At 67.2% G+C, this 25,567-nt stretch carries 19 protein-coding genes and 1 tRNA gene; 15 read left to right on the plus strand and 5 right to left on the minus strand.

Annotation, left to right across the window (positions count from 1 at the left end):
• Positions 1–255: 255 nt before the first annotated feature.
• From AB0280_RS15270 to AB0280_RS15285, 4 genes are all read left to right on the plus strand, one after another.
• The gene (locus AB0280_RS15270; protein ID WP_307488539.1) at positions 256–1,446 is read left to right on the plus strand and encodes a resuscitation-promoting factor; all 1,191 of its coding nucleotides are present in this window, start codon (positions 256–258) and stop codon (positions 1,444–1,446) included.
• Positions 1,447–1,545: 99 nt separating this feature from the next.
• On the plus strand, positions 1,546–2,418 hold the full coding sequence (rsmA, locus tag AB0280_RS15275) for a 16S rRNA (adenine(1518)-N(6)/adenine(1519)-N(6))-dimethyltransferase RsmA (RefSeq protein ID WP_159632499.1): 873 nt from the start codon (positions 1,546–1,548) through the stop codon (positions 2,416–2,418).
• The gene (locus tag AB0280_RS15280) at positions 2,415–3,392 is read left to right on the plus strand and encodes a 4-(cytidine 5'-diphospho)-2-C-methyl-D-erythritol kinase (RefSeq protein WP_307488538.1); all 978 of its coding nucleotides are present in this window, start codon (positions 2,415–2,417) and stop codon (positions 3,390–3,392) included. The genes rsmA and AB0280_RS15280 overlap by 4 nt, the downstream gene beginning before the upstream one ends.
• Positions 3,393–3,425: 33 nt before the next feature.
• Complete coding sequence (locus AB0280_RS15285; RefSeq protein ID WP_224025476.1) at positions 3,426–5,258, plus strand: ABC-F family ATP-binding cassette domain-containing protein; 1,833 nt, start codon at positions 3,426–3,428, stop codon at positions 5,256–5,258.
• Between the two features lie 33 nt (positions 5,259–5,291).
• Here the strand turns inward: AB0280_RS15285 and AB0280_RS15290 are convergent, their stop codons facing one another.
• Positions 5,292–5,918, minus strand: a complete 627-nt coding sequence (locus AB0280_RS15290; protein ID WP_307488537.1) for a TetR/AcrR family transcriptional regulator — start codon at positions 5,916–5,918, stop codon at positions 5,292–5,294.
• Between the two features lie 134 nt (positions 5,919–6,052).
• On the opposite strand from AB0280_RS15290, the gene AB0280_RS15295 reads away from it, so the two are divergent.
• The 9 genes from AB0280_RS15295 to sufU all read left to right on the plus strand — a co-directional run bounded on the left by AB0280_RS15295 (position 6,053) and on the right by sufU (position 18,096).
• Positions 6,053–6,124, plus strand: a tRNA-Gln gene (locus AB0280_RS15295).
• Positions 6,125–6,227: 103 nt separating this feature from the next.
• Positions 6,228–7,706 carry a bifunctional UDP-N-acetylglucosamine diphosphorylase/glucosamine-1-phosphate N-acetyltransferase GlmU gene (glmU, locus tag AB0280_RS15300; protein WP_307488536.1) on the plus strand — a complete coding sequence of 493 codons (1,479 nt, stop codon included), beginning with the start codon at positions 6,228–6,230 and terminating at the stop codon, positions 7,704–7,706.
• A 2-nt stretch (positions 7,707–7,708) separates the two neighbouring features.
• Complete coding sequence (locus AB0280_RS15305) at positions 7,709–8,689, plus strand: ribose-phosphate diphosphokinase (protein ID WP_159632494.1); 981 nt, start codon at positions 7,709–7,711, stop codon at positions 8,687–8,689.
• A gap of 291 nt (positions 8,690–8,980) precedes the next feature.
• On the plus strand, positions 8,981–9,604 hold the full coding sequence (locus AB0280_RS15310) for a 50S ribosomal protein L25/general stress protein Ctc (protein ID WP_159632493.1): 624 nt from the start codon (positions 8,981–8,983) through the stop codon (positions 9,602–9,604).
• A gap of 119 nt (positions 9,605–9,723) precedes the next feature.
• Complete coding sequence (pth, locus tag AB0280_RS15315) at positions 9,724–10,329, plus strand: aminoacyl-tRNA hydrolase (protein ID WP_224025478.1); 606 nt, start codon at positions 9,724–9,726, stop codon at positions 10,327–10,329.
• A 208-nt stretch (positions 10,330–10,537) separates the two neighbouring features.
• Positions 10,538–13,174: a helix-turn-helix transcriptional regulator gene (locus AB0280_RS15320; protein WP_224025479.1), complete on the plus strand. Its 2,637-nt coding sequence runs from the start codon at positions 10,538–10,540 to the stop codon at positions 13,172–13,174.
• A 70-nt stretch (positions 13,175–13,244) separates the two neighbouring features.
• Positions 13,245–15,815 (plus strand): LuxR family transcriptional regulator, encoded by a 2,571-nt coding sequence (locus AB0280_RS15325; protein WP_307488535.1) that lies wholly within the window; start codon positions 13,245–13,247, stop codon positions 15,813–15,815.
• A 482-nt stretch (positions 15,816–16,297) separates the two neighbouring features.
• The gene (locus tag AB0280_RS15330) at positions 16,298–17,623 is read left to right on the plus strand and encodes a SufS family cysteine desulfurase (protein WP_224025481.1); all 1,326 of its coding nucleotides are present in this window, start codon (positions 16,298–16,300) and stop codon (positions 17,621–17,623) included.
• 23 nt (positions 17,624–17,646) lie between these two features.
• Positions 17,647–18,096 (plus strand): Fe-S cluster assembly sulfur transfer protein SufU, encoded by a 450-nt coding sequence (gene sufU / locus AB0280_RS15335; protein WP_159632488.1) that lies wholly within the window; start codon positions 17,647–17,649, stop codon positions 18,094–18,096.
• Positions 18,097–18,184: 88 nt separating this feature from the next.
• On the opposite strand, the gene AB0280_RS15340 is transcribed toward sufU, so the two are convergent.
• Genes AB0280_RS15340 through AB0280_RS15350 form a run of 3 tightly spaced genes read right to left on the minus strand, consistent with a single transcriptional unit; the run spans position 18,185 to position 20,458 of the window.
• Positions 18,185–18,406 (minus strand): SCO4848 family membrane protein, encoded by a 222-nt coding sequence (locus AB0280_RS15340; RefSeq protein ID WP_159632487.1) that lies wholly within the window; start codon positions 18,404–18,406, stop codon positions 18,185–18,187.
• A gap of 4 nt (positions 18,407–18,410) precedes the next feature.
• Positions 18,411–18,908, minus strand: a complete 498-nt coding sequence (locus tag AB0280_RS15345; RefSeq protein ID WP_159632486.1) for a DUF2505 domain-containing protein — start codon at positions 18,906–18,908, stop codon at positions 18,411–18,413.
• A 44-nt stretch (positions 18,909–18,952) separates the two neighbouring features.
• Entirely contained in the window at positions 18,953–20,458 is a 1,506-nt protein-coding gene (locus tag AB0280_RS15350; protein ID WP_224025482.1) for an SDR family oxidoreductase, read from the minus strand.
• Positions 20,459–20,693: 235 nt separating this feature from the next.
• On the opposite strand from AB0280_RS15350, the gene mfd reads away from it, so the two are divergent.
• Both mfd and AB0280_RS15360 read left to right on the plus strand, forming a co-directional pair.
• Entirely contained in the window at positions 20,694–24,380 is a 3,687-nt protein-coding gene (gene mfd, locus AB0280_RS15355) for a transcription-repair coupling factor (protein ID WP_307488534.1), read from the plus strand.
• A gap of 6 nt (positions 24,381–24,386) precedes the next feature.
• Positions 24,387–25,199: a metal-dependent hydrolase gene (locus tag AB0280_RS15360; protein ID WP_224025484.1), complete on the plus strand. Its 813-nt coding sequence runs from the start codon at positions 24,387–24,389 to the stop codon at positions 25,197–25,199.
• 80 nt (positions 25,200–25,279) lie between these two features.
• On the opposite strand, the gene AB0280_RS15365 is transcribed toward AB0280_RS15360, so the two are convergent.
• Positions 25,280–25,543 carry a hypothetical protein gene (locus AB0280_RS15365; RefSeq protein WP_159632483.1) on the minus strand — a complete coding sequence of 88 codons (264 nt, stop codon included), beginning with the start codon at positions 25,541–25,543 and terminating at the stop codon, positions 25,280–25,282.
• Between the last annotated feature and the right edge of the window lie 24 nt (positions 25,544–25,567).

Genomic DNA, 25,567 nt, shown 5'->3' on the forward strand with positions numbered 1-25,567 from the left:
CCCACCCTTCTGCGACACCCGCGATCGCATACCTGGTATGCAAAAATGTTGGCTGCTTTATAACGCTACGGTTACAGTGGGAAACTATTAGCCGGGGTCGGGGAAGGCCAACGGGTAATTTCACTCCACGTGCAGCCGGGCCCGTCTGTCCAACATCGGGCCTTGCCGCTGCGCGGAGTGTGGTGGCGCACTGGTGCCCGGACTCTCCTTTTTGAGGTTGCTCCGGGCATTTTATTGCGCATTCCCCGTGCCCGGATGGACCGAGAGTTACGGGCAATCGTGATCAAGTTCTTCACATCGGACGGCAAGTTCAGCTTTATAAAGGTTGGCGCCCAGCTGCTGGTGCTTTGCGGCCTGGTCGCAGGCCTCGTAGCCTTCGTGGGCAATAACAAAACAATCACGCTTAACGTGGACGGCCAAGCGTCGTCCGTGCAGTCCTTTGGTGGAACAGTGGAACAGGTGGTCAAGAGCGCCAACCTGGACCTGAAGCCCGGCGACCGCGTTTCCCCCTCCCTTGACGCCACCGTCCAGAACGGCACCGTCATCAACATCAACCAAGCCAAAGAAGTCAAGGTCAGCCTTGACGGGGCCGAAAAGACGGTCAACACCACGGCGCAGGACGTCGAAGACCTGGTGACTGAACTCGGTGTGGCCAGCGCCTCGTCGGTTTCGGCGCCCAAGGATGCCACCCTTTCGCTGGCCGGTTCCTACGTCTCCATCTCCACGCCCAAGACCGTCAGCATCGTGGCCGACGGCAAGGTGAACACCGCCACCACCACCGCCCCCACGGTCGGCAAGGTCCTCGAAGACTCCGGCGTGAGCCTCGGCGCCAACGACCGCACCTCCCAGCCGGCCAACGCCAACGTGGTGAACAACATGGTCATCAAGGTTTCCCGGGTTGACACCGGCCAGACCGCCGTCACCAGCGAAGACGTTCCCTTTGACACCGTCACCGCTGAAAGCGCGGACATGCTCAAGGGTGAGAAGGAAGTGACCCAGGCCGGGGCCGCCGGAAAGATCGAGCGCACCTTCAAGCTGGTGCTCGTTGACGGCCGGGAGGCTTCGCGCACCCTGGTTTCGGAAAACGTAGCGGTCCAGCCGGTCACCGAGAAGGTCACCGTGGGCACCAAGGCCAAGCCTGCACCCCAGGCCGCAGCAGCCCCCGCGGCCGCCAACACCGGCGCAGCAGCACCGGCCATGATGAACGAAGCCATGTGGGACAAGATTGCCCAGTGTGAGTCCACCGGAAACTGGAGCATCAACAGCGGCAACGGCTACTACGGCGGCCTGCAGTTCGACATCCAGACCTGGATCGGCGCCGGCGGCGGCGCCTACGCGCCGAACGCCAGCCTGGCCACCAAGGCGCAGCAGATCGACATCGCCAACCGCGTCTACGCACAGCGTGGCCTGTCACCGTGGGGCTGCGGCTGGGCCGCCAGCCGCTGATCAGCGTAAAAAACAGCTGTGGCCGGCTCCGGGTACTCCGGGGCCGGCCACAGCCGTTAACGGGGGAGGGCAAAGTGCCGCGCGGGATAGGATACCTAGGTGACTGAACCGATCCCCGCCGTTCCCGCACCGTTGTTCGGTGCTTCCGACATACGCCGGATGGCAGAGGAAATCGGGGTCAGGCCCACCAAGACCCTGGGCCAGAACTTTGTCATTGACGGCAATACCATCCGCCGGATTGTGGCCGCGGCAGGCGTGGGGCCGGATGAAACAGTGCTCGAGGTCGGTCCGGGGCTGGGCTCCCTGACGCTGGGGCTGCTCGACGCGGCAGCGGCGGTCGTCGCCGTCGAAATCGATCCGGTCCTCGCCGCAAAGCTCCCCGAAACCGTGAAGGAATGGCGCCCCGCCGCCGCCAACGCGTTCCACCTGGTGCACGCCGATGCCATGAAGGTCACCGAACTGCCGGTGCAACCCACAGCGCTCGTAGCCAACCTGCCCTACAACGTGGCAGTTCCCGTGGTGCTGCACCTCCTGCAGCATTTCCCCAGCCTGCAGCACGGCCTGGTGATGGTGCAGGACGAGGTGGCAGACCGGTTGGCAGCCGGACCCGGATCCAAAACCTACGGTGTTCCCTCCGTCAAGGCCGCCTGGTACAGCCAGATGCGCAAGGCCGGCGTGATCGGCATGAACGTCTTTTGGCCGGCCCCCAAAATCCATTCCGGGCTTGTGGCCTTCACCCGCCGCGAACCCCCCGCCACCACCGCCACCCGCGAACAGGTGTTTGCCGTCGTGGACGCCGCGTTTGCGCAGCGGCGCAAAACGCTCCGGGCCGCCCTGGCAGGCTGGGCCGGGGGAGCGCCGGAAGCTGAGCGTTGCCTGCTGGCAGCCGGCGTCGACCCCACCGCACGCGGCGAGGTCATCGACATCGCCGCATTCGCCAGGATCGCCGAAGCCAGGGAAAACCGCCCGTGAACGCGGGACTTGAGAGGGCGGCCAGGGGGCGGTTCTCGGCCAGGACGGTGCGCGTCAAGGCACCCGGCAAGGTCAACGTGTCCCTGGCCGTTGGGCCGCTGCGGCCCGACGGCTACCACTCGGTGGCCAGCGTCTACCTCGCAGTGTCCCTCTATGAGGAAGTGGCAGCCACCAGCACCGCCGCCCCGGGAATCACCATCAGCCTCAGCCCCGAAAGCACCCTGGACCTCGACGCCGTCGACATCCCCCTGGACAGCAGCAACCTGGCGTACAAGGCGGCCGCCATCATGGCCGACGTCTCCGAACACGCCACCGGCGTGCACCTGGAGATCACCAAGCGGGTCCCGGTGGCAGGCGGCATGGGCGGCGGATCGGCCGACGCCGCTGCCACGCTCCTGGCCTGCGACGCCCTCTGGAACAGCGGGCTGTCCCGCGAGGAACTGGCACACCTTGCAGCGGAACTGGGTGCCGACGTCCCCTTCTCGCTCCTGGGTGGAACCGCCGTCGGACTTGGCCTGGGCGACGAACTCTCTCCGGCCCTGGCCAAGGCGCAGACCCACTGGGTCCTGGTGGTGGCCGACTACGGCCTCTCCACTCCCGAGGTGTACCGGACCCTGGACCGGTTGCGCGACGCCGAGGGAATCGACGCCGGGGAACCCACCGGTGTTGACCCGAAGATCCTGGCGGCGCTGCGGGGCGGCGATGCGGAGTCCCTGAGCCGCGTGCTGGTCAACGACCTGCAAAGGGCGTCCATTGAACTCTCGCCTGCGCTGCGCGATACGCTGGGAATCGGCGAGTCCCACGGCGCCATGGCGGGCATGGTCTCCGGATCCGGCCCCACCGTGGCTTTGCTGGCCGAGGATTCCGTGGCAGCCGCTGCCCTCGCAGAGGACCTGCAGCGCTACGGCCTGACAGCACTCGCCGTCCACGGCCCGGTCCCGGGCGCGCGCATCATCTCCGACACCCTCCTTTAATACTTCCAGTCCGGCAGCAGAAAGCAGTTCCCTTTGGCACACCTTCTTGGCGGCGAAAACCTCACGGTTTCCTACGCAACCCGCACCGTCCTGGACGGCATCACCCTGGGACTGGAGGAGGGGGACCGGATCGGCATGGTGGGCCGCAACGGTGACGGCAAGTCCACCCTGATGCGCCTGCTGTCCCTGCGCTCCACCCCGGACTCCGGCCGTGTCACCAAACGCGGCGACGTCAACGTGGGATACCTGGACCAGAGCGACGTACTCGACGGCGACCTCACGGTGGGTGCTGCGATCGTAGGGGACCAGGCGGACTACGAATGGGCCCGCAACCCCCGCATCCGGGAAATCATGGGCGGCCTGGTGTCCGACGTCGACTGGCACGCCAATGTCCACGCCCTCTCCGGCGGCCAGAAGCGGCGGGTGGCCCTGGCCAAGCTGCTCATCGAGGACCACGACGTCATCATGCTCGACGAACCCACCAACCACCTCGACGTCGAGGGCGTTGCCTGGCTGGCCCGGCACCTGAAGACGCGCTGGCGGCCCAACCAGGGCGCCTTCCTGGTGGTTACCCACGACCGTTGGTTCCTCGACGAAGTCTGCACCAAGACCTGGGAGGTCCACGACGGGATCGTGGACCCCTTTGAAGGCGGTTACGCCGCCTACGTCCTGGCCCGGGCCGAACGGGACCGGATGGCATCCGTGGTGGAGGGCAAGCGCCAGCAACTGGTCAAGAAAGAACTCGCCTGGCTGCGCCGGGGTGCCCCTGCCCGGACCGCCAAGCCGAAGTTCCGGATCGAGGCAGCCAACGCGCTCATCGCCGACGTGCCGGCTCCGCGTGACTCCATGGCGCTGAGCAAGATGGCCACCGCCCGCCAGGGCAAGGACGTCCTGGACCTTGAGAACGTGTCCCTGAACTTCCAGGGCGGCGACGACGGCAGGAAGCTCTTCGACAACATCACCCTCCGGCTGGCCCCGGGGGAGCGGCTGGGCCTGGTGGGCGTCAACGGCGCCGGCAAGACCACCCTCCTGAAACTGCTCAACGGCGAGATCGCGCCCGACGCCGGGAAGCTGAAGCGCGGCAAAACAGTGGTCACCGCGGTCCTCACCCAGGAGGTCAAGGAGCTCGACGACGTCGCTGACCTGCGCGTCATTGAGGTCATTGAGCGGGAAAAGCGTTCCTTCAACGTGGGCGGCAAGGAATTCACGGCCGGCCAGCTGGTGGAGCAGCTCGGGTTCACCAACCAGAAGCAGTGGACGCCGGTGAAGGACCTCTCCGGCGGTGAGCGCCGCCGCCTGCAGCTCCTCCGGCTGCTGGTGGGCGAACCCAACGTGCTGATGCTCGACGAGCCCACCAACGACCTCGACACCGATACCCTCGCCGCCGTCGAGGACGTCCTGGACGGCTGGCCGGGCACCCTGGTGGTGGTCAGCCACGACCGCTACCTGCTCGAAAGGGTGACCGACCACCAGATGGCACTGCTCGGCGACGGCAAGCTGCGCGGCCTGCCCGGGGGCGTGGACCAGTACCTGGAACTGCGCGAGTCAGCCTTGGCCGGCTCAACCGTGACCGGCGGCGGAAACCCAGTCACCAGCGCCGGGCAGGCGCAGGCTGCCGGGGGCACCGGTGCAGGCCCCTCCGAGGCCGAGAAGCGCGACGCCCGCAAAGCCCTCAACAGGATCGAGCGCCAGCTCAAGAAGCTCGACCAGGAGGAAAAGAAACTCCATGACGCCATGGTGAAAACCACCGAGGCCGGCGACTTCGACAAGCTCGCCGACCAGAACAAGCAGCTTAAAGACCTCACGGACGAAAAGGACGCCCTGGAACTGGAGTGGCTGGAGTCCTCGGAACTCCTGGGCGACTGACCCCCTTCGCCGCGGACGGAACCACGGCAAGGCTTAGGGTTCAGACTGCAGCTCAGGGTCCTTCTTGAGGCCGGTCAGGCCGTTCCAGGCGAGGTTGACCAGGTGCGCGGCAACGGTCTGCTTGTCGGGCTGGCGGCTGTCCTGCCACCATTGCCCCGTCATCGCCACCATGCCCACGAGCATCTGGGCGTACATGGCGCCGTCTTCGCCGCTGAGGCCGCGGCGGGAGAATTCGTCGGAAAGGATGTGTTCCACCCGGGCGGTGACGTGGGACAGCAGGGTGGAGAAGGCGCCCTCGGGCTGTGAGGGCGGAGCGTCGCGCATCAGGATACGGAAGCCCTCCGTGCGTTCCTCGATGTAGGTAAGCAGGGCCAGGGCGGCGCGTTCCACGAGGACGCGGGGCTTGGCTTCCTCGGTGAGGGCACCGTTGACCGCGTCCAGCAGGATGTGGAATTCGCAGTCCACTACTTCGGTGTAGAGGCCTTCTTTGGAACCGAAGTGTTCATAGATGACCGGTTTGGACACTCCCGCGCAGGCTGCAATCTCCTCGATGGTGGTCCCGTCCAGCCCGCGGACGGCGAAAAGGCCGCGGCCGACGTCGATCAGCTGGCTCCGGCGCTGCAGGCCAGTCATCCGCATCCGCGGAAGGTTGTTGCTCACCTTCCCATCATGCCCCACCGCCGGCGGCGGTATTCAGCGGGGCGGGCGGGAGCGGAGCGCCCCGTGTCGCGCGGGGCCCTGAACACGTGGCAAAATAGGGACTTGTGCCCCGGGCCTTGAGTCCTCCGGCACGGTCCGCTCTGGTGTAACGGCAGCACCCCGGCCTTTGGAGCCGTGGAGTATAGGTTCGAATCCTATGGGCGGAACTGCTGCGCGGGGCGCGATCATGAGGATGGCACCCGGTGCCCGGCGGCCTGGCCCGCCGGACGCCGTCAAGCGCCAGCACAATCAAGCAAGGAGAGCCCGTACGTGATCCCCGAGAATGCCGGCCCGGCCGCTGTAATCGTTCTGGCAGCAGGCGCCGGTACCCGGATGAAGTCGCGTACCCCCAAGATCCTGCATGAGATCGGCGGCCTCTCCATGGTGGGCCACGCCCTCCGTGCGGCCCGCGGCATCGCCCCGCAAAGGCTTGCGATTGTGGTGCGCCACGAACGCGACCTGGTGGCCGGCCACGTATCGGCCCTCGACCCCGACGCCGTCATTGTAGACCAGGACGACGTGCCCGGCACCGGCCGCGCCGTGGAAGCCGCCCTGCATGCCCTGCACGCGGATGAGGACCTGGCTGGAACCGTGGTGGTCACCTACGGTGACGTGCCCCTGCTGTCCGGCGACCTGCTGAAGGAACTCGTTGCCACCCACGAACGCGAAGGCAACGCCGTCACGGTCCTCACGGCGGTCCTGGACGACGCCGCCGGCTACGGCCGCATCCTTCGCGGTGAGGACGGCTCCGTCACCGGCATCCGCGAACACAAGGACGCCTCTGAGGCCGAAAAGCTGATCCGGGAAGTCAATTCCGGGATCTACGCCTTCGACGCCGCCGTGCTCCGCGAGGCGCTGGCCAAGGTGACCACCGACAACGCCCAGGGGGAGAAATACCTCACTGACGTGCTGGGACTCGCACGCGAGGCAGGCGGCCGCGTTGCCGCCGTCGTCACCGCTGACCGCTGGCAGGTGGAGGGCGCCAATGACCGCGTTCAGCTCGCCGCCCTCGGCGCCGAGCTGAACCGCCGCACGGTGGAAGCCTGGATGCGTGCCGGCGTCACTGTCGTGGACCCCTCCACCACCTGGATCGATTCCTCCGTCACCCTGGACGAGGACGTCCGGCTCCTGCCCAACACCCAGCTGCACGGCACCACCACGGTGGCCAGGGACGCCGTCGTGGGCCCCGACACCACCCTGACTGATGTCGAGGTCGGCGAGGGCGCCACGGTGGTCCGCACCCATGGCTCCGGCTCGGTGATCGGCCCGCGCGCCGCCGTCGGCCCCTTCACCTACCTTCGCCCCGGCACCGTCCTGGGCGAAAAGGGAAAGATCGGCGCCTTTTACGAAACCAAGAACGTCACCATCGGCCGTGGCTCCAAGCTGTCCCACCTGGGGTATGCCGGGGACGCCGAAATCGGCGAGGACACCAACATCGGCTGTGGCAACATCACGGCCAATTACGACGGCGAGAAGAAGCACCGCACGGTGATCGGCTCGGGTGTCCGGACAGGCTCCAACACGGTCTTTGTTGCCCCGGTCACCGTGGGGGACGGCGCCTACAGCGGCGCCGGCGCGGTGATCCGCAAAGACGTACCGGCCGGTGCCCTGGCGTTGAGCATCGCCGCGCAGCGCAACACCGAAGGCTGGGTTCCGGCGCACCGCCCCGGAACCCGCTCCGCCGAACTGGCCCAGGCGGCCACCAACGACTCCTCAAGTACCCCGGCATCTACAGAAGAGGGCAAGTAACAATGAGCGAAATTACGGCGCACGGCGAGAAGAAGCTGGTGCTTGCCTCCGGGCGGGCCCATCCGGAGCTGGCCCGGGAAATCGCCAAGGAGCTTGGCACCGAACTCCTCCCGCTGGATGCCTACGACTTCGCGAACGGCGAGATCTACGTCCGCGCCGGCGAGAGTGTCCGCGGCACCGACGCCTTCGTGATCCAGGCGCACCCCGCCCCGCTGAACAACCACCTGATGGAACAGCTGATCATGATCGATTCGCTGAAGCGGGCCTCCGCCAAGCGGATCACCGTGGTTTCGCCGTTCTATCCGTATGCCCGCCAGGACAAGAAGGGCCGCGGCCGCGAACCCATCTCCGCCCGGCTGGTGGCGGATCTCTACAAGACCGCCGGCGCCGACCGCATCATGAGCGTGGACCTGCACACCTCCCAGATCCAGGGCTTCTTCGACGGCCCGGTTGACCACCTGATGGCCATTCCGCTGCTGGCCGACTACATCCGGACCCGCGTGGGCTCGGACAACATCACAGTTGTGTCCCCGGACACCGGCCGCGTCCGCGTTGCCGAACAGTGGGCCGAACGCCTGGGCGGGGCACCCCTTGCCTTCGTCCACAAGAGCCGCGACCTCACCGTCCCCAACCAGGCCGTCTCCAAGACCGTCGTGGGCCAGATCGAGGGGCGCACCTGCGTCCTGATCGACGACATGATCGATACCGGCGGAACCATCTCCGGCGCCGTCACCGTCCTGAAGAACGCCGGCGCCAAGGATGTCATCATCGCGGCCACCCACGCCGTCTTCTCCGACCCCGCCGCCCGCCGCCTCTCGGAGTCCGGCGCGCGCGAAGTGGTGGTCACCAACACGCTCCCGCTCGGTTCGTCCCAGCGCTTCCCGCAGCTGACGGTCCTTTCGATCGCGCCACTGATCGCCAGGGCCATCCGCGAGGTGTTCGACGACGGTTCGGTCACCAGCCTCTTCGACGGCAAGGCCTAGGACAGTACTTCACGAAACCCCGCCGGCAGGAGCCGGCGGGGTTTCGGCCCACACCGCCCCCTGAGCTTGCGAGCTCAGGGGGCGGTGCGGATTAAAGGAAATGGTCCCCGCACTGGTAGGCTTTTAGGCGATACCTTGGCGAGGGAGGGCATAACCTCCGTTATCGACTGGGTCTGCGTCCCTCCTACGGGGACTGCCTTCTTGAAGGGCCGCCTTCCGGCCGCCCGGCGTTGAAGGTCACACCAGACCTCCGCCCTTGCTGAACCCCGTTTAGTCTTCAAGGAGATTTCCATGTCTGAGCAGAAGCTCGCAGCAGAACTGCGCACCGAATTCGGCAAGGGCTACGCCCGCCGCGCCCGGATGGCCAACCTGATCCCCGCCGTCATCTACGGCCACGGCGCAGACCCCATCCACGTGACCCTGCCTGCGAAGGCCACCACCCTGGCCGTCCGCACCCCCAACGCCCTGCTGTCCCTGGACATCAACGGCGAAGGCCACCTGGCCCTGGTCAAGGACGTCCAGCGCGATCCCGTAAAGCAGATCATCGAGCACATCGACCTCCTGACCGTCCGCCAGGGCGAGAAGGTCACGGTTGACGTTCCGGTCCACGTTGAAGGCGAATCGGCCCCCGGCACCGTCCACAACCTGGAACTGACGGTCGTCTCCCTCGAGGCCGAGGCCACCCACCTGCCCACCGCCATCGAGGTCAGCATCGAAGGCCGCGCCGCCGGCGAGCACATCCACGCCTCCGACCTGGTCCTGCCCAAGGGCACCGTCCTCCTGACCGACGCCGAGGCACTCGTGGTGAACATTTCCGAGGCCGTCGAAATCGCCGAGGAAGGCGAAGAAACCGAAGCTGCCGCAGAAGGCGCAGCAGAGGAAGCTCCCGCAGCCGAAGAAGAAGCAGCCGAGTAACCACTCCGCCGTTTCCCGCAGTGGCCGGACCTCCAGGGGTCCGGCCACTGCCATGTCCGCAGGCCGCGTCCTTCTATGCGCTGCCATCCTGTCCACGCCGTCCCCCTAGGATTGAACCCATGACAGACACCTGGCTGATCGTCGGCCTCGGCAACCCCGGCGCGCAGTACCAAGGCAACAGGCACAACGTAGGCCAGATGGTGCTCGATGAAATTGCGGGCCGCATCGGGGCCGGCTTCAAGACCCATAAGGCCCGGGCCCAGGTCCTTGAAGGCCGGCTGGGCATTGGTGGGCCCAGGGTGGTCCTGGCGAAGCCGATGAGCTACATGAACGTTTCCGGTGGGCCGGTCTCCGCCCTCGCCAACTTCTATGGCATCGCCGCAGACCATGTGGTCGCGGTACACGACGAGATCGACATCCCGTTCAACACGGTCAAACTCAAGCTCGGCGGCGGGGAAGGCGGCCACAACGGTTTGCGGGACATCTCCAAGGCGCTCGGCACCAAGGACTACCTGCGGGTCCGTGTAGGGGTGGGCCGTCCGCCCGGCAGGATGGACACCGCCGACTACGTATTGCGAGACTTTGGCACCGCGGAGCTCAAGGAACTGCCCTTCCTGCTGGACGACGCAGCCGATGCCGTAGAGTCCCTCCTCCGTGACGGGCTCACTGCCGCCCAGCAGAAATTCCACCCTGCCAAAGCGGCCTCACCACAGACAGAAACGTAAAAGTTCCCTCCGGCCCTGTTTCCGTGTCTGTGGCACAGGGTACTCTTCTTCCTATGCGGGGGAGCAATGGGGCTACATCCCGCTATTGCAGGATGTAGGGGAAAAGTTCATGTCGATCGAGCCACTCAGCTGGGGACGTGGGTCAACGCCGCAAGGTGACGGGCTGCCCACGCCGACCTCCGGGGCCCCGGAGGGCCAGCAATGGTCCATGCCTGCACGAAGCGCCAACCTCGACGCCGTCCGCACCGCCCTGACCAGCGAAAACTCCCTGGGTGTTGTGATCACCGGTGCCAGGGGAGTGGGTAAGTCCTCCTTGGCCCGCGCAGCAGTTGCGGACCTCGGTCCGGACGTCTGGTCATTGCAGCTCCGGAGCGGGCCTTCGGGCTCCACCACCCCGTACGGCTGCCTGTCGTTCCTGCTGGCCCGGCTGCCGCAGGCCTACATGGGGTCGCCCACCGCCATCCTGCGCGGCATCACCTCGCTTATCCGCAGCGACGCCGCCGGAAGGCCCTGCGTCATCACGCTGGACACCTCCACCAGCATCGACGACATGAGCGCCGGCGTGCTGCTGAACGTCCTGCTGACCGGTACGGCGAAAATTGTTGCAGTTGCCCCCAATTCCAGTGACTTGCCGGCGGATTTCCACTGGCTGCTCACGGAACGGAAGCTGACCGAAGTACGGCTCAGCAACCTCAACGAGCTGCAGACCAGGCAGGTCCTGCTGTCCCTGCTGGGCCACCGCGTCGCTTCCTCACTGGTCAGCACCTACCACCAGATGGTGGGTGGAAATCCCTTGCTGCTCAAAGCCCTGGTCACCGAACAGCAGCTCTCCGGAAACCTTGTCCTGTCTGATTCCGTCTGGACGCTGCGGGACAAGGTGGTTCTCGACGGCGCTGCCAGCCTTGATGACATCGTCCGTTCCCGGTGGTCGCGGGAAACACCCGGAACCCGCGAGGTCATCGAGATGCTCTCCTGCGCCCGGCGGGTGGAGCTCTCCAGCCTCACCGCCATTTACGGCGCGGACGTGGTCGCTGACATGGAAGACGGCGGCCTGCTGGAGATTGATGACTCCGAGCACCGCTGGGTGTCGCTGCGGGAGAAATACATCGGGGACGTCGTGAGGACCTGGCTGAGCATTTCCCGGCGGCGGGAGCTTCGCAACGTTTTGCTGGGCGGCCGGGAGCCGGATCCGGCAGCCATGACGGTGGAGGAACTGATGTCCTTTGCCGCCTGGACCCACGAGTGCGAGGCCGAGCTGGCTCCGGCGCTGGCGCTGGCGGCGGCCCAGGCCGCGGTCCAGCTCTTCGATCCCCGTTTTGCTTTGACCTACGCGGATATGGTGCAGAGGACCGACGCCGGGTGGGCGTCCGCGCAGCGGCAAAAGGCCGCGGCGTATCTTCAGTTGGACCTGCCGGTCCAGGCCCTCTCCGCCCTGGAGGATATTTCCCAGCCAGAACTTGAGGCCCTGGACTTTGAGGAATATGCCCAGGTAGTTGCCGCCAAAGCGCGGGTCATGCGCTCCCTTCCGGAGCAGGCGGCCAAGGTCCCGGAATTGCTCGCCTCCGCCCGGGAACGGCTGGACCGGACGGCCCAGGGGTCTTCCTGGCCCGCGCCGGCAGCAGTGGCGGCGAACCGCATCTCCTTGAGTGAATTCGAATACCAGGCCCATGCCGGTGAGTACGCTGCCATGATCCCCGCGCTCGAACGTGCGGCCGATCCCGCCGTCAACCCGGACACCGAGTTCCGGCTCCAGTCCTCGATCACCCTGATGGGCGCCCTCGCGCTGACCGGTCGCGAGATGGACGCACTGGGCCTTATGCGGCAGCTTGGCGGCCAGCTCACCGACGCCTCGCACATCGTCGGCCTCCGTGAGCGCTACATCAGGGAGGCCTACTTCGTCCTGCTGGTGGCGGGGCAGTGGCGGCGCTGCATCGATCTCCTCACGCCCTTCAGCGCCGGCCAGCCCCACCGGCTGCCGTACCGCAGCGCCGCCACCGAGCTCGCTGCCGGGGTGGCCTTTGCTTTTTCCGGCCGCGGCGAAGCCGCCCTGGAGCCCCTGATCTCCGCTGCAGCCCAGCTGGAGCTGCAACCGGTCCAGGCGGCGCTGCGAACCGCGTACGCGGCCACGGCGCTGGCTTATGCGCAGACCGGCAACGCTGCGTTCGCCCGCAAGTACCTCACCAAGCTGCAACGGACTTCCGGCAAGGCAGGATTTGCCACGGAGAGCATCATCGAGTTCTGTGCGCTGGTCGCCGGCCGGTGGCTGGGAGACTCGGAAGCGGTGGCCGGCCTCAAGCAGGGTGCCCGCCGTAACCTGGAGGCGGGCAGGCACACCATCGCCGGCCTCTACCTGCTGGCAGCAACCGTGAACGGCAGCGATACCGACTTCCGTCTTCTGGAGGACATCGCCGGTCACCGGCAGGGCCCGCTGGCGGAAGTGTCACGGCTGATCGCCGTCGGAAGCAGGACAAAGGATGCCAAGGCCCTGCTCGCTGGCGGCGAACTCGCGGCCACGCTCGAACTCGACGCCGTGGAAGCCCGATGCATGGCACTTGCGGTGGATTTCGCCCGCCAGGAGGGGGACGCCCTCTCTGCACGGACGGCGCAGGCACGGCTGGACATCCTGGCCGCCACAGTCTCCAACCTGCCGATCGTGCCCAGCAGCGGGAGCCCGCTGCTGACCAGCCGGGAACGGCAAATTGCCCGCATGGCCGGCCGCGGCGCCTCAAACCGTGACATCGCCATGGAAATGGGTGTGTCAGTCCGCACCGTTGAAGGCCATCTGTACCAGGTCTTCACTAAGCTGGGCGTGACTTCAAGGGGTGATCTGACTGGACTCGTCTAATGGCCACAAGCCGCCGGCTGCGCACCGGCTCCTGACCGGCCGCCGGGAGCCGGTGGACCGGATCTGCAACATGGTGCGGAACGGCACCCACCAGGCCGTCTTCATCATGGCCGGCGCGGGCATTGGAAAGTCGGCAGTGACTGACGCCGTGACGGAGCGCCTCGCCGGGAGCATGAGTATCCTGCGCATCCACGCCAGCTCGGCCCTGGCAGGGGTGCCGTTCGGGGTCCTGACTCCCTATACGGGGGAGCTCACGGCGGAGGAGTCCGTCTCACCCGTCGCGGTGCTCCGTTCCATGTGGTCATACTTCGAGAAGCTGAAGGGCGGCAACGGAGCTCCTGTCCTGCTTGCCGTGGACGATGCCCACCACCTGGACGACGCATCGGCAGGCGTGCTGGCCGAGGTGATCTCGGCCGGCTGGGCCACCGTGGTGGCGGCCGCCCGTCCCCGGCCCGGCCTGCCGCAGCCGTTGGACCAGCTGTGGTTCGACGGTCTTGCCGAGCGCGTGGACCTCCGTCCCCTCAACCGCGAACAGATTGAAGAGGTCCTGGCCCACGCCCTTGACGGGACAGTCCCTGGAGCGACTGTGGACGCCATTTGGAATGCGTCGGGAGGCAACCCCCGGATACTCGATGCCCTGCTCCATGACTCTGCTGAGGCCGGCGTCCTCGCTAAACGCAACGGAATCTGGATGCTGCTGGGCTCCCTGCCCGCGGACGGGCCACGCCTCGCAGCGGTGGTGGCCAAGGACCACCTCCGGCGCGGGCCCGAGGAACAGGAAGCCCTGAAGCTCATCGCCCTCGCAGGGCCGGTGGGCAGGAAAGTCATCGAAGACATCAGCGGGGCTGCGGTGGTCCGTTCACTGCTGGACCAGCAAATGATCGTTGAAGCGCCCGGCATCCCGGCCGAGCTTGCCATCTGGAACGGGCTCTTTGCCGGCGCCATCAGGAATACTGTCTCCGTCTCCCGCAGCCTCCAGCTGCTGGAGAAGGTCAAGGCCCACCAGGACCCCACCCTGCTGCAGGGGGAGGGCCGGCTGCGATCCGTGGAGTGGGCCCTGGAGTGCGGACTCCGGGTCAGTGACGACGAGCTGCTGTCGGCAGCCAAAGAGGCCCTGCTGAGGTTCCGCAACCACAGTGCGCGTTCCATCGCGGCACGCATCCACCATCCTCCGCTGGTTCCGATGGCCCAGGCCATCCAGGCGCGGGCACTGTACAACGAAGGCTCCTATTCGGAGGCCGCGGCCCTCCTGGACGCCTGCTGGCTCCCGCTGGCGGGGGACACCGAGGGTCCGGCGGTTCTGCTGCTCCGGGTTTCGGCACACCAGGCCCTCGGCCACCCCCTTGGCGTGGTGGCGGAGGACGTCGAAAAGCACGCCGCACCTTCCGGCGGCGAAAAGAGCTGGCAGGAAGAACTCCTGCACCTGCTGCAGCTGGCTGCCGAGGTCAACGTCCAGGCGTTGAACGACTACGTGGACGCCATGCGGAAGCGCCGCGCAGGCTCCGGCGGCGAACCCCTCCGTGCCATGGCCGAGGGGCTGCTGGCCCATGCCCTGGCTTCCGCCGGACGCCCCGTACAGGGCCTGGAGGCTGCCCTGCTGGCAGCCTCGGAGCTTCCCCCGTTGCAGGGCAGCCTTTTTTTCTTCCCGGAGTTCGTGCTGGGGCGGCTGGTCTCCGACTACCTGGCCATGGGTGAATGGGAGTCGGCTGAGCGGGAACTCAACCACTACGCCGCCGGAAATGCACCCGGGGCCGCCACCTTCAACGGAAGCCTTGAGCTGCTCCAGGGCTACTCGCTGCTGCGGCAGGGGAGAATGGAGCGCGCCTACCAGGTGCTGCTGCCCGCCGTCGAGGCGCTGAGGCTCAATGACCCGCTGCAGCTGTACCGGTTCGGCACCGCACTGGGCTTCTACGCTGCCGCCAGGCTGGGGGACTCGGAACAGGCAAAGCGCCTGGAACAGGATCACAAAGATGCCGGTGCCGGCTGGCCCGCGCATGATCTCCTTGCTGAAGCCTACGTGTCCGCGGCTGCCGAATACCTTGCCCGGGACGGCAAGGGCCTGGCCGCCTTACAGACGCTGATGACCACCACGGAGGCGTCCGCCCGGACCGGAAACCTCCTTGAAGTCTTCGCCATGTGCTGGGACCTCGGTGACCCCTCGGTTGTCCCCATGGTGCAGACGGCCGCCCGCGGGGTGGAAGGCCGCTGGGCGGAAGCCCTGCTGACCCTGGCCACCGCTTGGGAAAACGCCGACGGCGATACCCTCATGGCAACGGCTGGCTCGCTGGAGGAGGCAGGCTTTGTCAACCTGGCCCGGGAAGCGTATGCCCGCGCCTGCACGGTACTGGAACAGGCCGGCGAACGCCGCCGGTCCCGGCAAGCCGTTGCCCAGCGCGAGAAGTGCGACCACGAACTCGGGGAACGGTTCCGGGAAGGCCGCTTCATTGCAGCGGCGCCGGCCGTCCGCCTCACCCGGCGGGAACAGGACATCGTGGAGCTGGCAGTGCAGGGGCTGACCGACCGGGAGATTGCGCAGCGGCTGATGGTCTCCGTACGGACGGTGGAGGGCCACCTGTACCGCACCTACGTCAAGCTTGGGGTCCGAAGCCGCGATGAGCTGGAGTCCGCCCTCCCCAAGTAGGTCCCGGCCGCCGCGCGCGCTGTTTTCCGCATAGCTGTCCGTTCCCAGGTCCTGTGCGCCCTCGTGCGGGTAGCCGCTGCCCGCCGGACGCAGGTTCCCGCTGCCCACGGGTCGCCGGCCGCGTAGGAGGGCCGCGCCCCGGTAGTTCTCCCCGGGGGATTCGAGTACTTCCTACTCGTGTACGGGAGGCCGCCGCAGGCTTTACTTAAGGAGGCAAAGCAAAGCGGCCGGCTGGAAGCCGCGGAGCAGGCCGAACAGGACATTGAGGCCCTCTCAACTTCCGGTCCCCACGGGGCCGGGCATAGACGGGGCCGGCGACGTCAGAGTCTTCTGAGACCGAGACTCTCCCCCCAGCCGTCGCCGGCCCTCTGCTCCCTCGGCTGAAGCCCGGGGCAGCGGTGGCGGCTGCCCCTCCCGGGCGGCCGCCACAGCCGTGTGTGGGACAATTGGGTGTCAGACATTGGCAGCCCAAGGAGTTCGTTTTGGCCGTAGTATCAACGCCAGCCACACTGGAACATGCCGTCCCTGTCATGGACAACGCCGAGGTGCTGCGCATCCGCAATGACTTCCCGGTCCTTAACCAGCTGGTCAACGGGCAGCCGCTGGTCTACCTCGACTCCGGGGCCACGTCGCAGAATCCCTTGAGCGTCATCGAAGCGGAGCAGGAGTTCTACGAGCAGCGCAATGCTGCGGTGCACCGCGGGGCCCACCATCTTGCGGTGGAGGCCACGGAGGTCTTCGAAGACGCCCGGCAGACCATTGCCGACTTCATTGGTGCCGACTACGCCGAAACCATCTGGACGTCCAACGCCACAGAAGGACTGAACCTCCTGTCCTATGCGCTCTCCAATGCCGGGCTGTGGGCTGCCCAGGGGCGCGGCGACCAAGCCCTCAGGGGGCTGGCCCTGAAGCCCGGAGACGAAATCGTGGTGACGGAAATGGAGCACCACGCCAACCTGATTCCGTGGCAGGAGCTGGCATTCCGCACGGGGGCCACGCTCCGCTACATCCCCATTGGGGATGACGGCAGCCTCCGCATGGAGCAGGCGGAAAGCATCATCGGCCCGCGCACCAAAGTCCTGGCTTTCACCCACGCGTCGAACGTCCTGGGAATCATCAACCCCGTACGGGAACTGACGGCCCTGGGACATGCCGTGGGCGCCTTGGTTGTCCTGGATGCCTGCCAGTCCGCGCCGCACCTGCCCTTGGATGTCAAGGAGCTGGACGTGGATTTCGCGGTCTTCTCCGGCCACAAGATGCTTGCCCCCACCGGGATCGGAGTGCTCTACGGGCGCCAGGAGCTCCTGGACATCCTGCCGCCGTTCCTGACGGGCGGATCCATGATCACCACTGTCACCATGGAACGGGCCGAGTACCTTCCGGCGCCGCAGCGTTTCGAGGCCGGGACGCAGCGCATCTCCCAGGCAGTTGCCCTGGCCGCCGCCGCCAACTACCTCACCGAGACGGGGCTGGACCGCATCCACCGGTGGGAGGCAGAGCTGGGCCAGCGCATGGTGGTGGGACTGGAGGGCATTCCCGGTATCAGGGTCTTGGGTCCGGCCGCCGGGCAGGAGCGGATCGGCCTTGCCGCGTTCGACGTCGAAGGTGTCCACGCCCACGACGTCGGCCAGTTCCTGGACTCACGGGGAATTGCCGTCCGCGTGGGGCACCACTGCGCCCAGCCGCTGCACCGAAGGCTTGGCCTGACAGCCACCACCCGCGCCAGCGCCTACCTCTACAACACCACTGACGACGTGGACCGCTTCCTCGAAGCCGTCGCGGGCGTCCGGGCCTACTTCCGCGCCTAGCGGAGAAGACGAAAGGTGACACCATGAGCCTTGACCAGCTGTACCAGCAAATCATCCTGGATCATTCCAAGGCCCGCCACGGCAGCGGGCTGGCCGCCACGGAAGCGCCCGAAGGCACGTCCACGGGGCAGTCCCACCAGCTCAACCCGGTGTGCGGAGACGAAGTGACCCTTCGGCTCGCCGTCCAGGAGGGAAAGGTGGCCCAGATTGCGTGGGACGGGGCCGGGTGCTCCATCTCCATGGCCTCCGCATCCGTCCTCACCGACCTCGCCGAAGGCATGACAGTGGCCGAGCTGCATGAAGTCATCGACAGCTTCCGGGAGGTGCTGCGCTCCCGGGGCAAGGTCCACGCCGATCCCGAACTGCTGGGGGACGCCGCTGCGTTCGAAGGAGTGGCCCGCTACGCAGCCCGGGTGAAGTGCGCCATGATTTCCTGGGTGGCGGCCGAGGACGCGCTCAACCAGGCGGCCTGAGCCGGACAGCAAACAGCCCGGGCCTTCCTCCAGCAGGAGGAAGGCCTGGGCTGTTTCGCGCAGACGGCGCCTGGCGTGGTCCGGCAGCCTAGCCGAGCAGGCCGAGGACGCCGATTACGGCGGTGGCCAGTCCGAGCACCATGGAGATGCTTACCAGCACCACGTGCACGGTCAGGAACCTGGTTGCCTTGCCGGCGGCATCCCTGGCGCGCGGATCCTTCATGACCCGGCGAAGGAACTGCGGCCAGACTACCAGGGACCAGACGCCGGCGATGATCAGGACCAGCGCGGCGAAGACGGGAAGCTGCATGGGGCTAGTGGCTTTCCAGCCAGGCCTGCGCCTGGGCAGCCTGCAGGTTCAGTGCCTTGGCCACCATGGGCTCGGCGGCGTCGGCGATCTTTCCGCCGAGGAAGGGTACGGAAGACTTCACGGCGCCTTCCAGCTCAACGCGGGTTCCGCCGGCGTCTGCCACCAGGCGCTGGACAGCGGTGACGTCCACCGGGGCGCCGGCAATCTTCAGCGAGATGTTGCTCTGGCGGGAGCCGTCCGCCGCGGGGGCTTCCCAGTTCTCCACCTGGGTCACCTTGAGGTGCTCACCCACGAATTTGCGGGCGATTTCGGGCAGCCGGGTGGTGGGGAGGGTGCGTACGGAGGTGGCGTTGAAGGCCCCTGCGATGTCGCCGTCCACGGTGAATGATTCCAGGGTGCCGCCCACCAGCTGGCTGACGTGGCGCTGGAAATCCTCGTTCACCAGCACAGCGGCAACGCTGTCAACGGAGTGCGGAAGGGTGGTGGTTGCGCTCAGCGCCATGGGTCCTCCTGGGACGTCGGGAAAGGATTTACGCCTCCAACATCCTACGGGGTCAGCTGGGCGCGGTCCGCATCGGCCAGTTTCTGCGCGGCCGTGGTGATGTTCCGTGCCATGGCCGGGAAGATCAGGCTGTGGAAGGGGAGGACGGCGAGCCAGTAGAGCCGTCCGCTCAGGCCCTTGGGAAAGAAAATGGCGCGCTGCCGGTAGCGGCTGCCACCGCCGTCGGGCTCAACGGACAGTTCCAGCCAGGCCCGTCCCGGCGCGCGCATCTCCGCCCGCAGCCGCAGGAGGCTGCCGTGTTCGATCTTCTCCACCCGCCACCAGTCCACTACTTCCCCCGCCACCAGCGTGTGCGGGTGCCGGCGGCCGCGGAGCAGGCCTGCGCCGCCGGTGAGTTTGTCCAGCCAGCCGCGGACCTGCCAGGCCAGGGGCAGCGAATACCAGCCGTTGCGTCCGCCGATGCCTTCGATGATGGTCCAGACATGGGCGGGATCCACGTCGCCGTGGAACGTCCGCTCGTCGATGTACACCTTGTGCCCGGCCCAGTCGGGGTCGCTGGGCAACGGATCGGAGTCGGCGCCGGCATTGGCCCACGTGGTTTCCACCTGGCCGTCCCGCTCTTTGCCCAGTGCCAGCGCCACCGCTGTCCGGTAAGGGGTCAGGCCGCCGTCGGGCTGCGGGATGTACTCGTCGACGTCGTGCTCGTTGGACACCGCGTCATGCTGCAACGACTGGACCAGCGGGACCGCCATGGACCACGGGATGGGCGTGGTCAGCGCCACCCAGATGCCTGCCAGCTTAGGCGCAGGGATGGGCAGCGCCAGCACCACCCGGTAGGGCAGGCCTGCTTCCGCAGAGTATTCCTGCATCATCCTGGCGTAGGTCAGCACCTGCCGGCAGCCGATATCGAACGTCCTGTTGATGGTGCCCTCCAAGGACGCGGCAGCCACCAGGTAGTACAGGACGTCGCGGACGGCGATGGCTTCGATCCGGTTGCGCACCCAGCTGGGCGCCGGCATCAGCGGCAGTGTTTCGGAGAGATGGCGGATCATTTCGAAGGACGCGGAGCCGGAACCGATCACCACGCCTGCCTGGAACACCACGGCGTCCACGGGGCTGTCCAGGAACACCTTGCCCACCGCCTCCCGGGACCGCATGTGGGTGGACAGCTCGACCCCTTGCGGGTGCAGGCCGCCCAGGTACACGATCCTGTGCACTCCCGCGGCGGCGGCAGCGTCCGCGGCGGTCCTGGCCATGGCCTTTTCCTTCGCTTCGAACCCGGCCCCGGCAGCCATGGAATGGACCAGGTAGTAGAAGACGTCGACGCCGGCCAGGGCTTCGCGGAGGGCATCGCCATCGTCGAGGCTGCTTTGCACGACGTCCACGTTGTCCCGCCACGGGACCCCGGCGATTTTCTCGGGGGAGCGGACCAGCACCTTCACGGTGTGGCCTGCCTCGAGCAGCCTGGGCACCAGCCGCCCGCCGATGTAGCCGGTAGCACCGGTCACGAGGACGGTCTTCGGTGTTGGCTGGGCACTCATTGCGGTCATGCTGGCTCCTGTTCGTCCCAAGCAATTCGCAGCGGCCGCCCATGAGGACGGCTGCCCGGCGAAAAGGCTGCGGAAATGGATCGGCATTGCCAGCCTAGATCCATTCCCGCGGTGATAGGCGCCGTGCCGCCATGTCGTTCCTGCGCGGTAGGCTGGGAGAACCCGGGATTCGCAGCGAATTTCGGGTTTTCGCGTTGCCTGCTTGTCTTCGATGAACACCACAGGAGCTTCCGCCATGAGTCTTCCCGGCCAGTCCGCCGCCGGCACATCCAGCACAGGCAAGTCCGCCGCGCTCCCGACGCTGGACGGACTCCGCCGCGCCCTTGAACCGGACCAGACGTTCGCCCGGGTCCAGGCCGAGGCCGCCCGTGGCTTTGCCGTCCGCGGCCAGGATTACCAGATCAGTGCGCCCGCGGGCCTGCGCCCCGTGCTGCTGGCGGAGATGGCGGACGGCCTCGCCGCGGCCGCAGCAGCACAGTCCGTGGAGCCGGGCGTCGTGCTTGCCGTCACCGCCACCGGCCGTGAGGCGGAGGATCTGTCCGCAGCCCTGCGCGCCTACCTGCCTGCCGATTCGGTGGCCGAGTTTCCCAGCTGGGAGACCCTGCCGCACGAGCGGCTTTCGCCGCGTTCGGACACGGTGGGCCGCCGGCTGTCCGTGCTGCGCCGCCTGGCACACCCGGAAAGCTCGACGGCGGCCCGGCTGCGCGTCGTCGTCGCGCCCGTCCGCGCCGTGGTCCAGCCCGTGGTGGCCGGCCTCGGCGACCTGGTCCCCGTCACCCTCAAGGTTGGCCAGGACGTTCCGTTCAGCAGCGTGGTGAAGAGCCTGGCGGACGCCGCCTACGCCAGGGTGGACATGGTGACGCACCGCGGCGAGTTCGCTGTCCGCGGCGGCATCATCGACGTCTTCCCGCCCACGGAGGACCACCCCATCCGGGTGGAGTTCTTCGGCGACGAGGTGGACCAGATGCGCTGGTTCGCGGTGGCTGACCAGCGCTCGCTGTCCGCCCCCGGCATCCACCACCCCACCGAACTGCACGCCCCGCCGTGCCGTGAAATCCTGATCACCCCCTCGGTGATGTCCCGCGCGGCTACGCTGAAATCCCAGCTTCCGGCCGCCGCCGACATGCTGGAGAAGATCGCCGGCGGCATCGCGGTGGAAGGCATGGAATCGCTGGCACCTGTCCTGGTGGACGCGATGGTTCCCTTCGTGGACCAGTTGCCGGCCGATTCCATCGCCGTGGTGATCGAACCCGAGAAGGTGCGGACCCGTGCGCACGACCTCGCTGCCACCAACGAGGAGTTCCTTGAGGCGGCGTGGTCCACCGCGTCCGACGGCGGGGCCGCACCCCTGGATCTCAGCTCACAGGCGTCGGCCGCGCTGCATTCGGCGAGCTTCCGGTCGCTGGCCGAAACCCGCGGCTCAGCCCTGGCGCACGGGGTCTCCTGGTGGTCCATCACCTCGCTGGCCCAGGATGCGGAGCTGCTGCCTGAGATCGACGTCCTGAACCTGCACGCCCGGGAACCCCGCGGCTACCAGGGCGACGTTGCGGAGATGATGGACTTCATCGGCTCCCACGTCCGCGACCAGTGGCGGATCGTGGTGGCTACCGAGGGCCCGGGGCCCGCGCAGCGCCTGGCGGAACTCTTCCACGAAAACGACATCCCCTGCGCCCGGGTGGACAGCCTGGACCACGAGCCCCAGGCCGGCATCATCGAAGTGACCACCGCCGCCGTCGGCCGCGGCTTTGTCCTGGACGGGCTCAAACTTGGCCTGCTCACCGAGGCCGACCTGCTGGGCCGTACCTCTGCCGGGTCCACCAAGGACATGCGGCGGATGCCCTCCAAGCGGCGCAACGCCGTCGACCCCCTGCAGCTGGTGGCAGGGGACCACGTGGTCCACGAACAGCACGGCATCGGCCGGTTCGTGGAACTCATCCAGCGCAAGGTGGCCGGCGGCGGCGACGGCGTCCGGGAATACCTGGTGCTCGAATACGCGCCCGCCAAGCGCGGCGCCCCCGGCGACCGCTTGTTCGTCCCCACGGACCAGCTGGACCAGGTGACCCGCTACGTTGGCGGCGACGCCCCGGTCCTGAGCAAGATGGGCGGCGCGGACTGGGCCAGCACCAAGTCCAAGGCCCGCAAGGCCGTCAAGGAGATCGCCGGTGAACTGATCCGGCTGTACTCGGCCCGCATGGCCTCCCGTGGGCACGCCTTCGCCCCCGACACCCCCTGGCAGCGCGAGCTCGAGGAAGCCTTCCCGTACGTGGAGACGCCGGACCAGCTGACCACCATCAACGAGGTCAAGGCGGACATGGAGCGGGAAATCCCCATGGACCGGCTGGTGTCCGGCGACGTGGGCTACGGAAAGACCGAAATTGCGGTGCGTGCTGCGTTCAAAGCCGTGCAGGACGGCAAGCAGGTGGCGGTGCTGGTGCCCACCACCCTGCTGGCCCAGCAGCACTACGAGACCTTCACGGAGCGGTTCTCCGGTTTCCCCCTGCGCGTCAAGCCGCTGTCCCGGTTCCAGTCCGCCAAGGAGTCCAAGGAAACCGCCGAGGGCGTCAAGAGCGGCGCCGTGGACGTGGTGATCGGCACCCACCGGCTGCTGTCCAAGGACTTCGAGTTCAAGGACCTCGGCCTGGTGATCGTTGATGAGGAACAGCGGTTCGGCGTGGAACACAAGGAAGCGCTGAAGAAGATGCGCACCAACGTGGACGTCCTGGCCATGAGCGCCACCCCGATTCCCCGCACCCTGGAAATGTCCCTCACCGGCATCCGGGAAACCTCTACCCTGGCCACCCCGCCGGAGGAGCGGCACCCGGTGCTGACCTACGTTGGCCCGTACACGGACAAGCAGACCTCTGCCGCCATCCGCCGCGAGCTGATGCGCGAAGGGCAGGTGTTCCTGGTCCACAACCGGGTGTCCACCATCGAACGGACCGCGGCGAAGATCCGTGAACTGGTCCCGGAAGCACGGGTTGAGGTGGCACACGGCAAGATGTCCGAAAGCCGCCTGGAACAGATCATCGTGGACTTCTGGGAACGGCGCTTCGACGTCCTGGTGTGCACCACCATCATCGAGACCGGCCTGGACATCTCCAATGCAAACACGCTGATCGTGGACGGGGCGGACAAGTACGGCCTGTCCCAGCTGCACCAGCTCCGCGGCCGTGTAGGCCGAGGCCGTGAACGAGCCTACGCGTACTTCCTGTACCCCTCAGAGAAACCCCTGGGCGAGGTGGCGCTGGAACGGCTCAAAGCCGTCGCCGCACACAACGAGCTCGGTGCCGGCATGCAGCTGGCCATGAAGGACCTGGAGATCCGCGGTGCCGGCAACCTGCTGGGCGGGGAACAGTCCGGCCACATCCAGGGGGTGGGTTTCGACCTGTACATCCGCCTGGTGGGTGAGGCCGTGGCGGACTTCCGCGGCGAAGCCGAAGAGAAGGCCGCGGAGATGAAGATCGAGCTGCCGGTCAACGCGCACCTGCCGCACGACTACGTTCCCGGCGAACGGCTGCGCCTGGAGGCCTACCGCAAGCTCGCCGCAGCCCTCACCAACGAGGCCATCGACGAGGTCCAGGCCGAGCTGGTGGACCGCTATGGCGAGCTGCCGCTGCCCGCGCAGAACCTGGTGGAGGTGGCGCGGTTCCGTGTCGCCGCCCGTGAGGCCGGCCTGTCCGACGTGGCGCTGCAGGGCAACTTCATCAAGTTCTCCCCGGCATCGCTCCCGGAGTCCAAGACCATGCGGCTGAACCGGATGTACCCCGGGTCGCAGTCCAAGCCGGCCCTGGACGCCATCCTCATTCCCAAGCCCAAGACGGCACGGATCGGCGGCCGGGACCTTCAGGACGCCGAGATCCTGGAATGGGCCAACGGCGTCATCCGGAACATCTTTTCCGATGCCCCACTGGCGGTGAGTTAGCACTTGATGGGAGGACACCACGCCGCGTCGGGAGCCGCGGCGTGGGTAGCTGTTGCGTCCACCGGCCCGTACACGCTGGGCTGGTACCCGCTGGATCCCACCGGCATCTTGATCGGCGGCATGGCCACCGCGGGCACCGCACTGGTGTGCGACTGGGACCACCGGTCCAGCACGGTGGCCCATTCGCTGCCGCCGCTGTCCAACGTGATTGCGCGCGGCATTGAGAATGCCAGCGGCGGCCACCGGCAGGGCACGCACTCCATCCTCGGGGCGGCGTTCTTCGTGTTCCTGGCCGGCCTGGCATCGCAGGTCCACATGGACACGGGATGGGGGCGCCTCTCCGTGGGCGCCGGGCTGTTGTGCATGTTCCTGATCAACATCGCGGCGAAGGCACTGAAACTCTTTCCCAAGAGCGGTTTCATCTCCAACTGGATCTTCGCGCTGGTCATGGCCGGCCTGGTCACGGCCTACGCGCCGGAACAGTGGACCTGGCTGCCCACGTCGATGCTGATCGGGGTGGTGGTGCACATCGTCGGAGACCTCATCACCACCGGGGGAGTGCCGCTGCTGTGGCCGCTGGTGGTCCGGCCGCCGAAAATCCTCCGCCGGCTGCCCCTGCTGCGGAACATCTGGCGCTCCAACGGCGCCCTGTCCGTGCCCCTGCTGGGCCGGGCCGGTTCCAAGCGGGAATGGCTGGTGCTGATCCCGGTGAGCGCCTACGCCATGGTGGGGATGACCATGGCCGGCTGGGCCATTGCCCAGCACCACTGGGGCCGCGTGGCGGCAGCCGCAGGCGCGTGGATCAGGCTCTGGTTCTAGCCGGGGGCACCATTATCAACAGACGAAGAAGGGACCCCGGACAATGTCCGGGGTCCCTTCTTGTGCTGCTGTTCAGGCCTTTAGTGCTCGCCGGCCGAGTCGGAGCGGCCAAAGATGGTCTGCGGAAGCCAGAACGCCAGGGCGAAGAGGCCCAGGCAGACGGCCATGGGCCACGGGTTGCCCAGGGTGAGGAAGGACAGCGAGTAGATGGCGCCCAGGAACAAGGCGAAGCAGATCACGAACAGGACCACGCTGGTGGCGAGGTTGTTTTCGTTCTGCGGGGTCCGGACGGTTTCCTTGTTGGACGCCGTGTCCCTGCTGGACGCGTTGATCTGGCTGGACATGTGTTCCTCCTCGGCCCCGCGGGG

This window comes from Pseudarthrobacter sp. 902506025 (assembly GCF_040702325.1).
Lineage (GTDB): Bacteria > Actinomycetota > Actinomycetes > Actinomycetales > Micrococcaceae > Arthrobacter.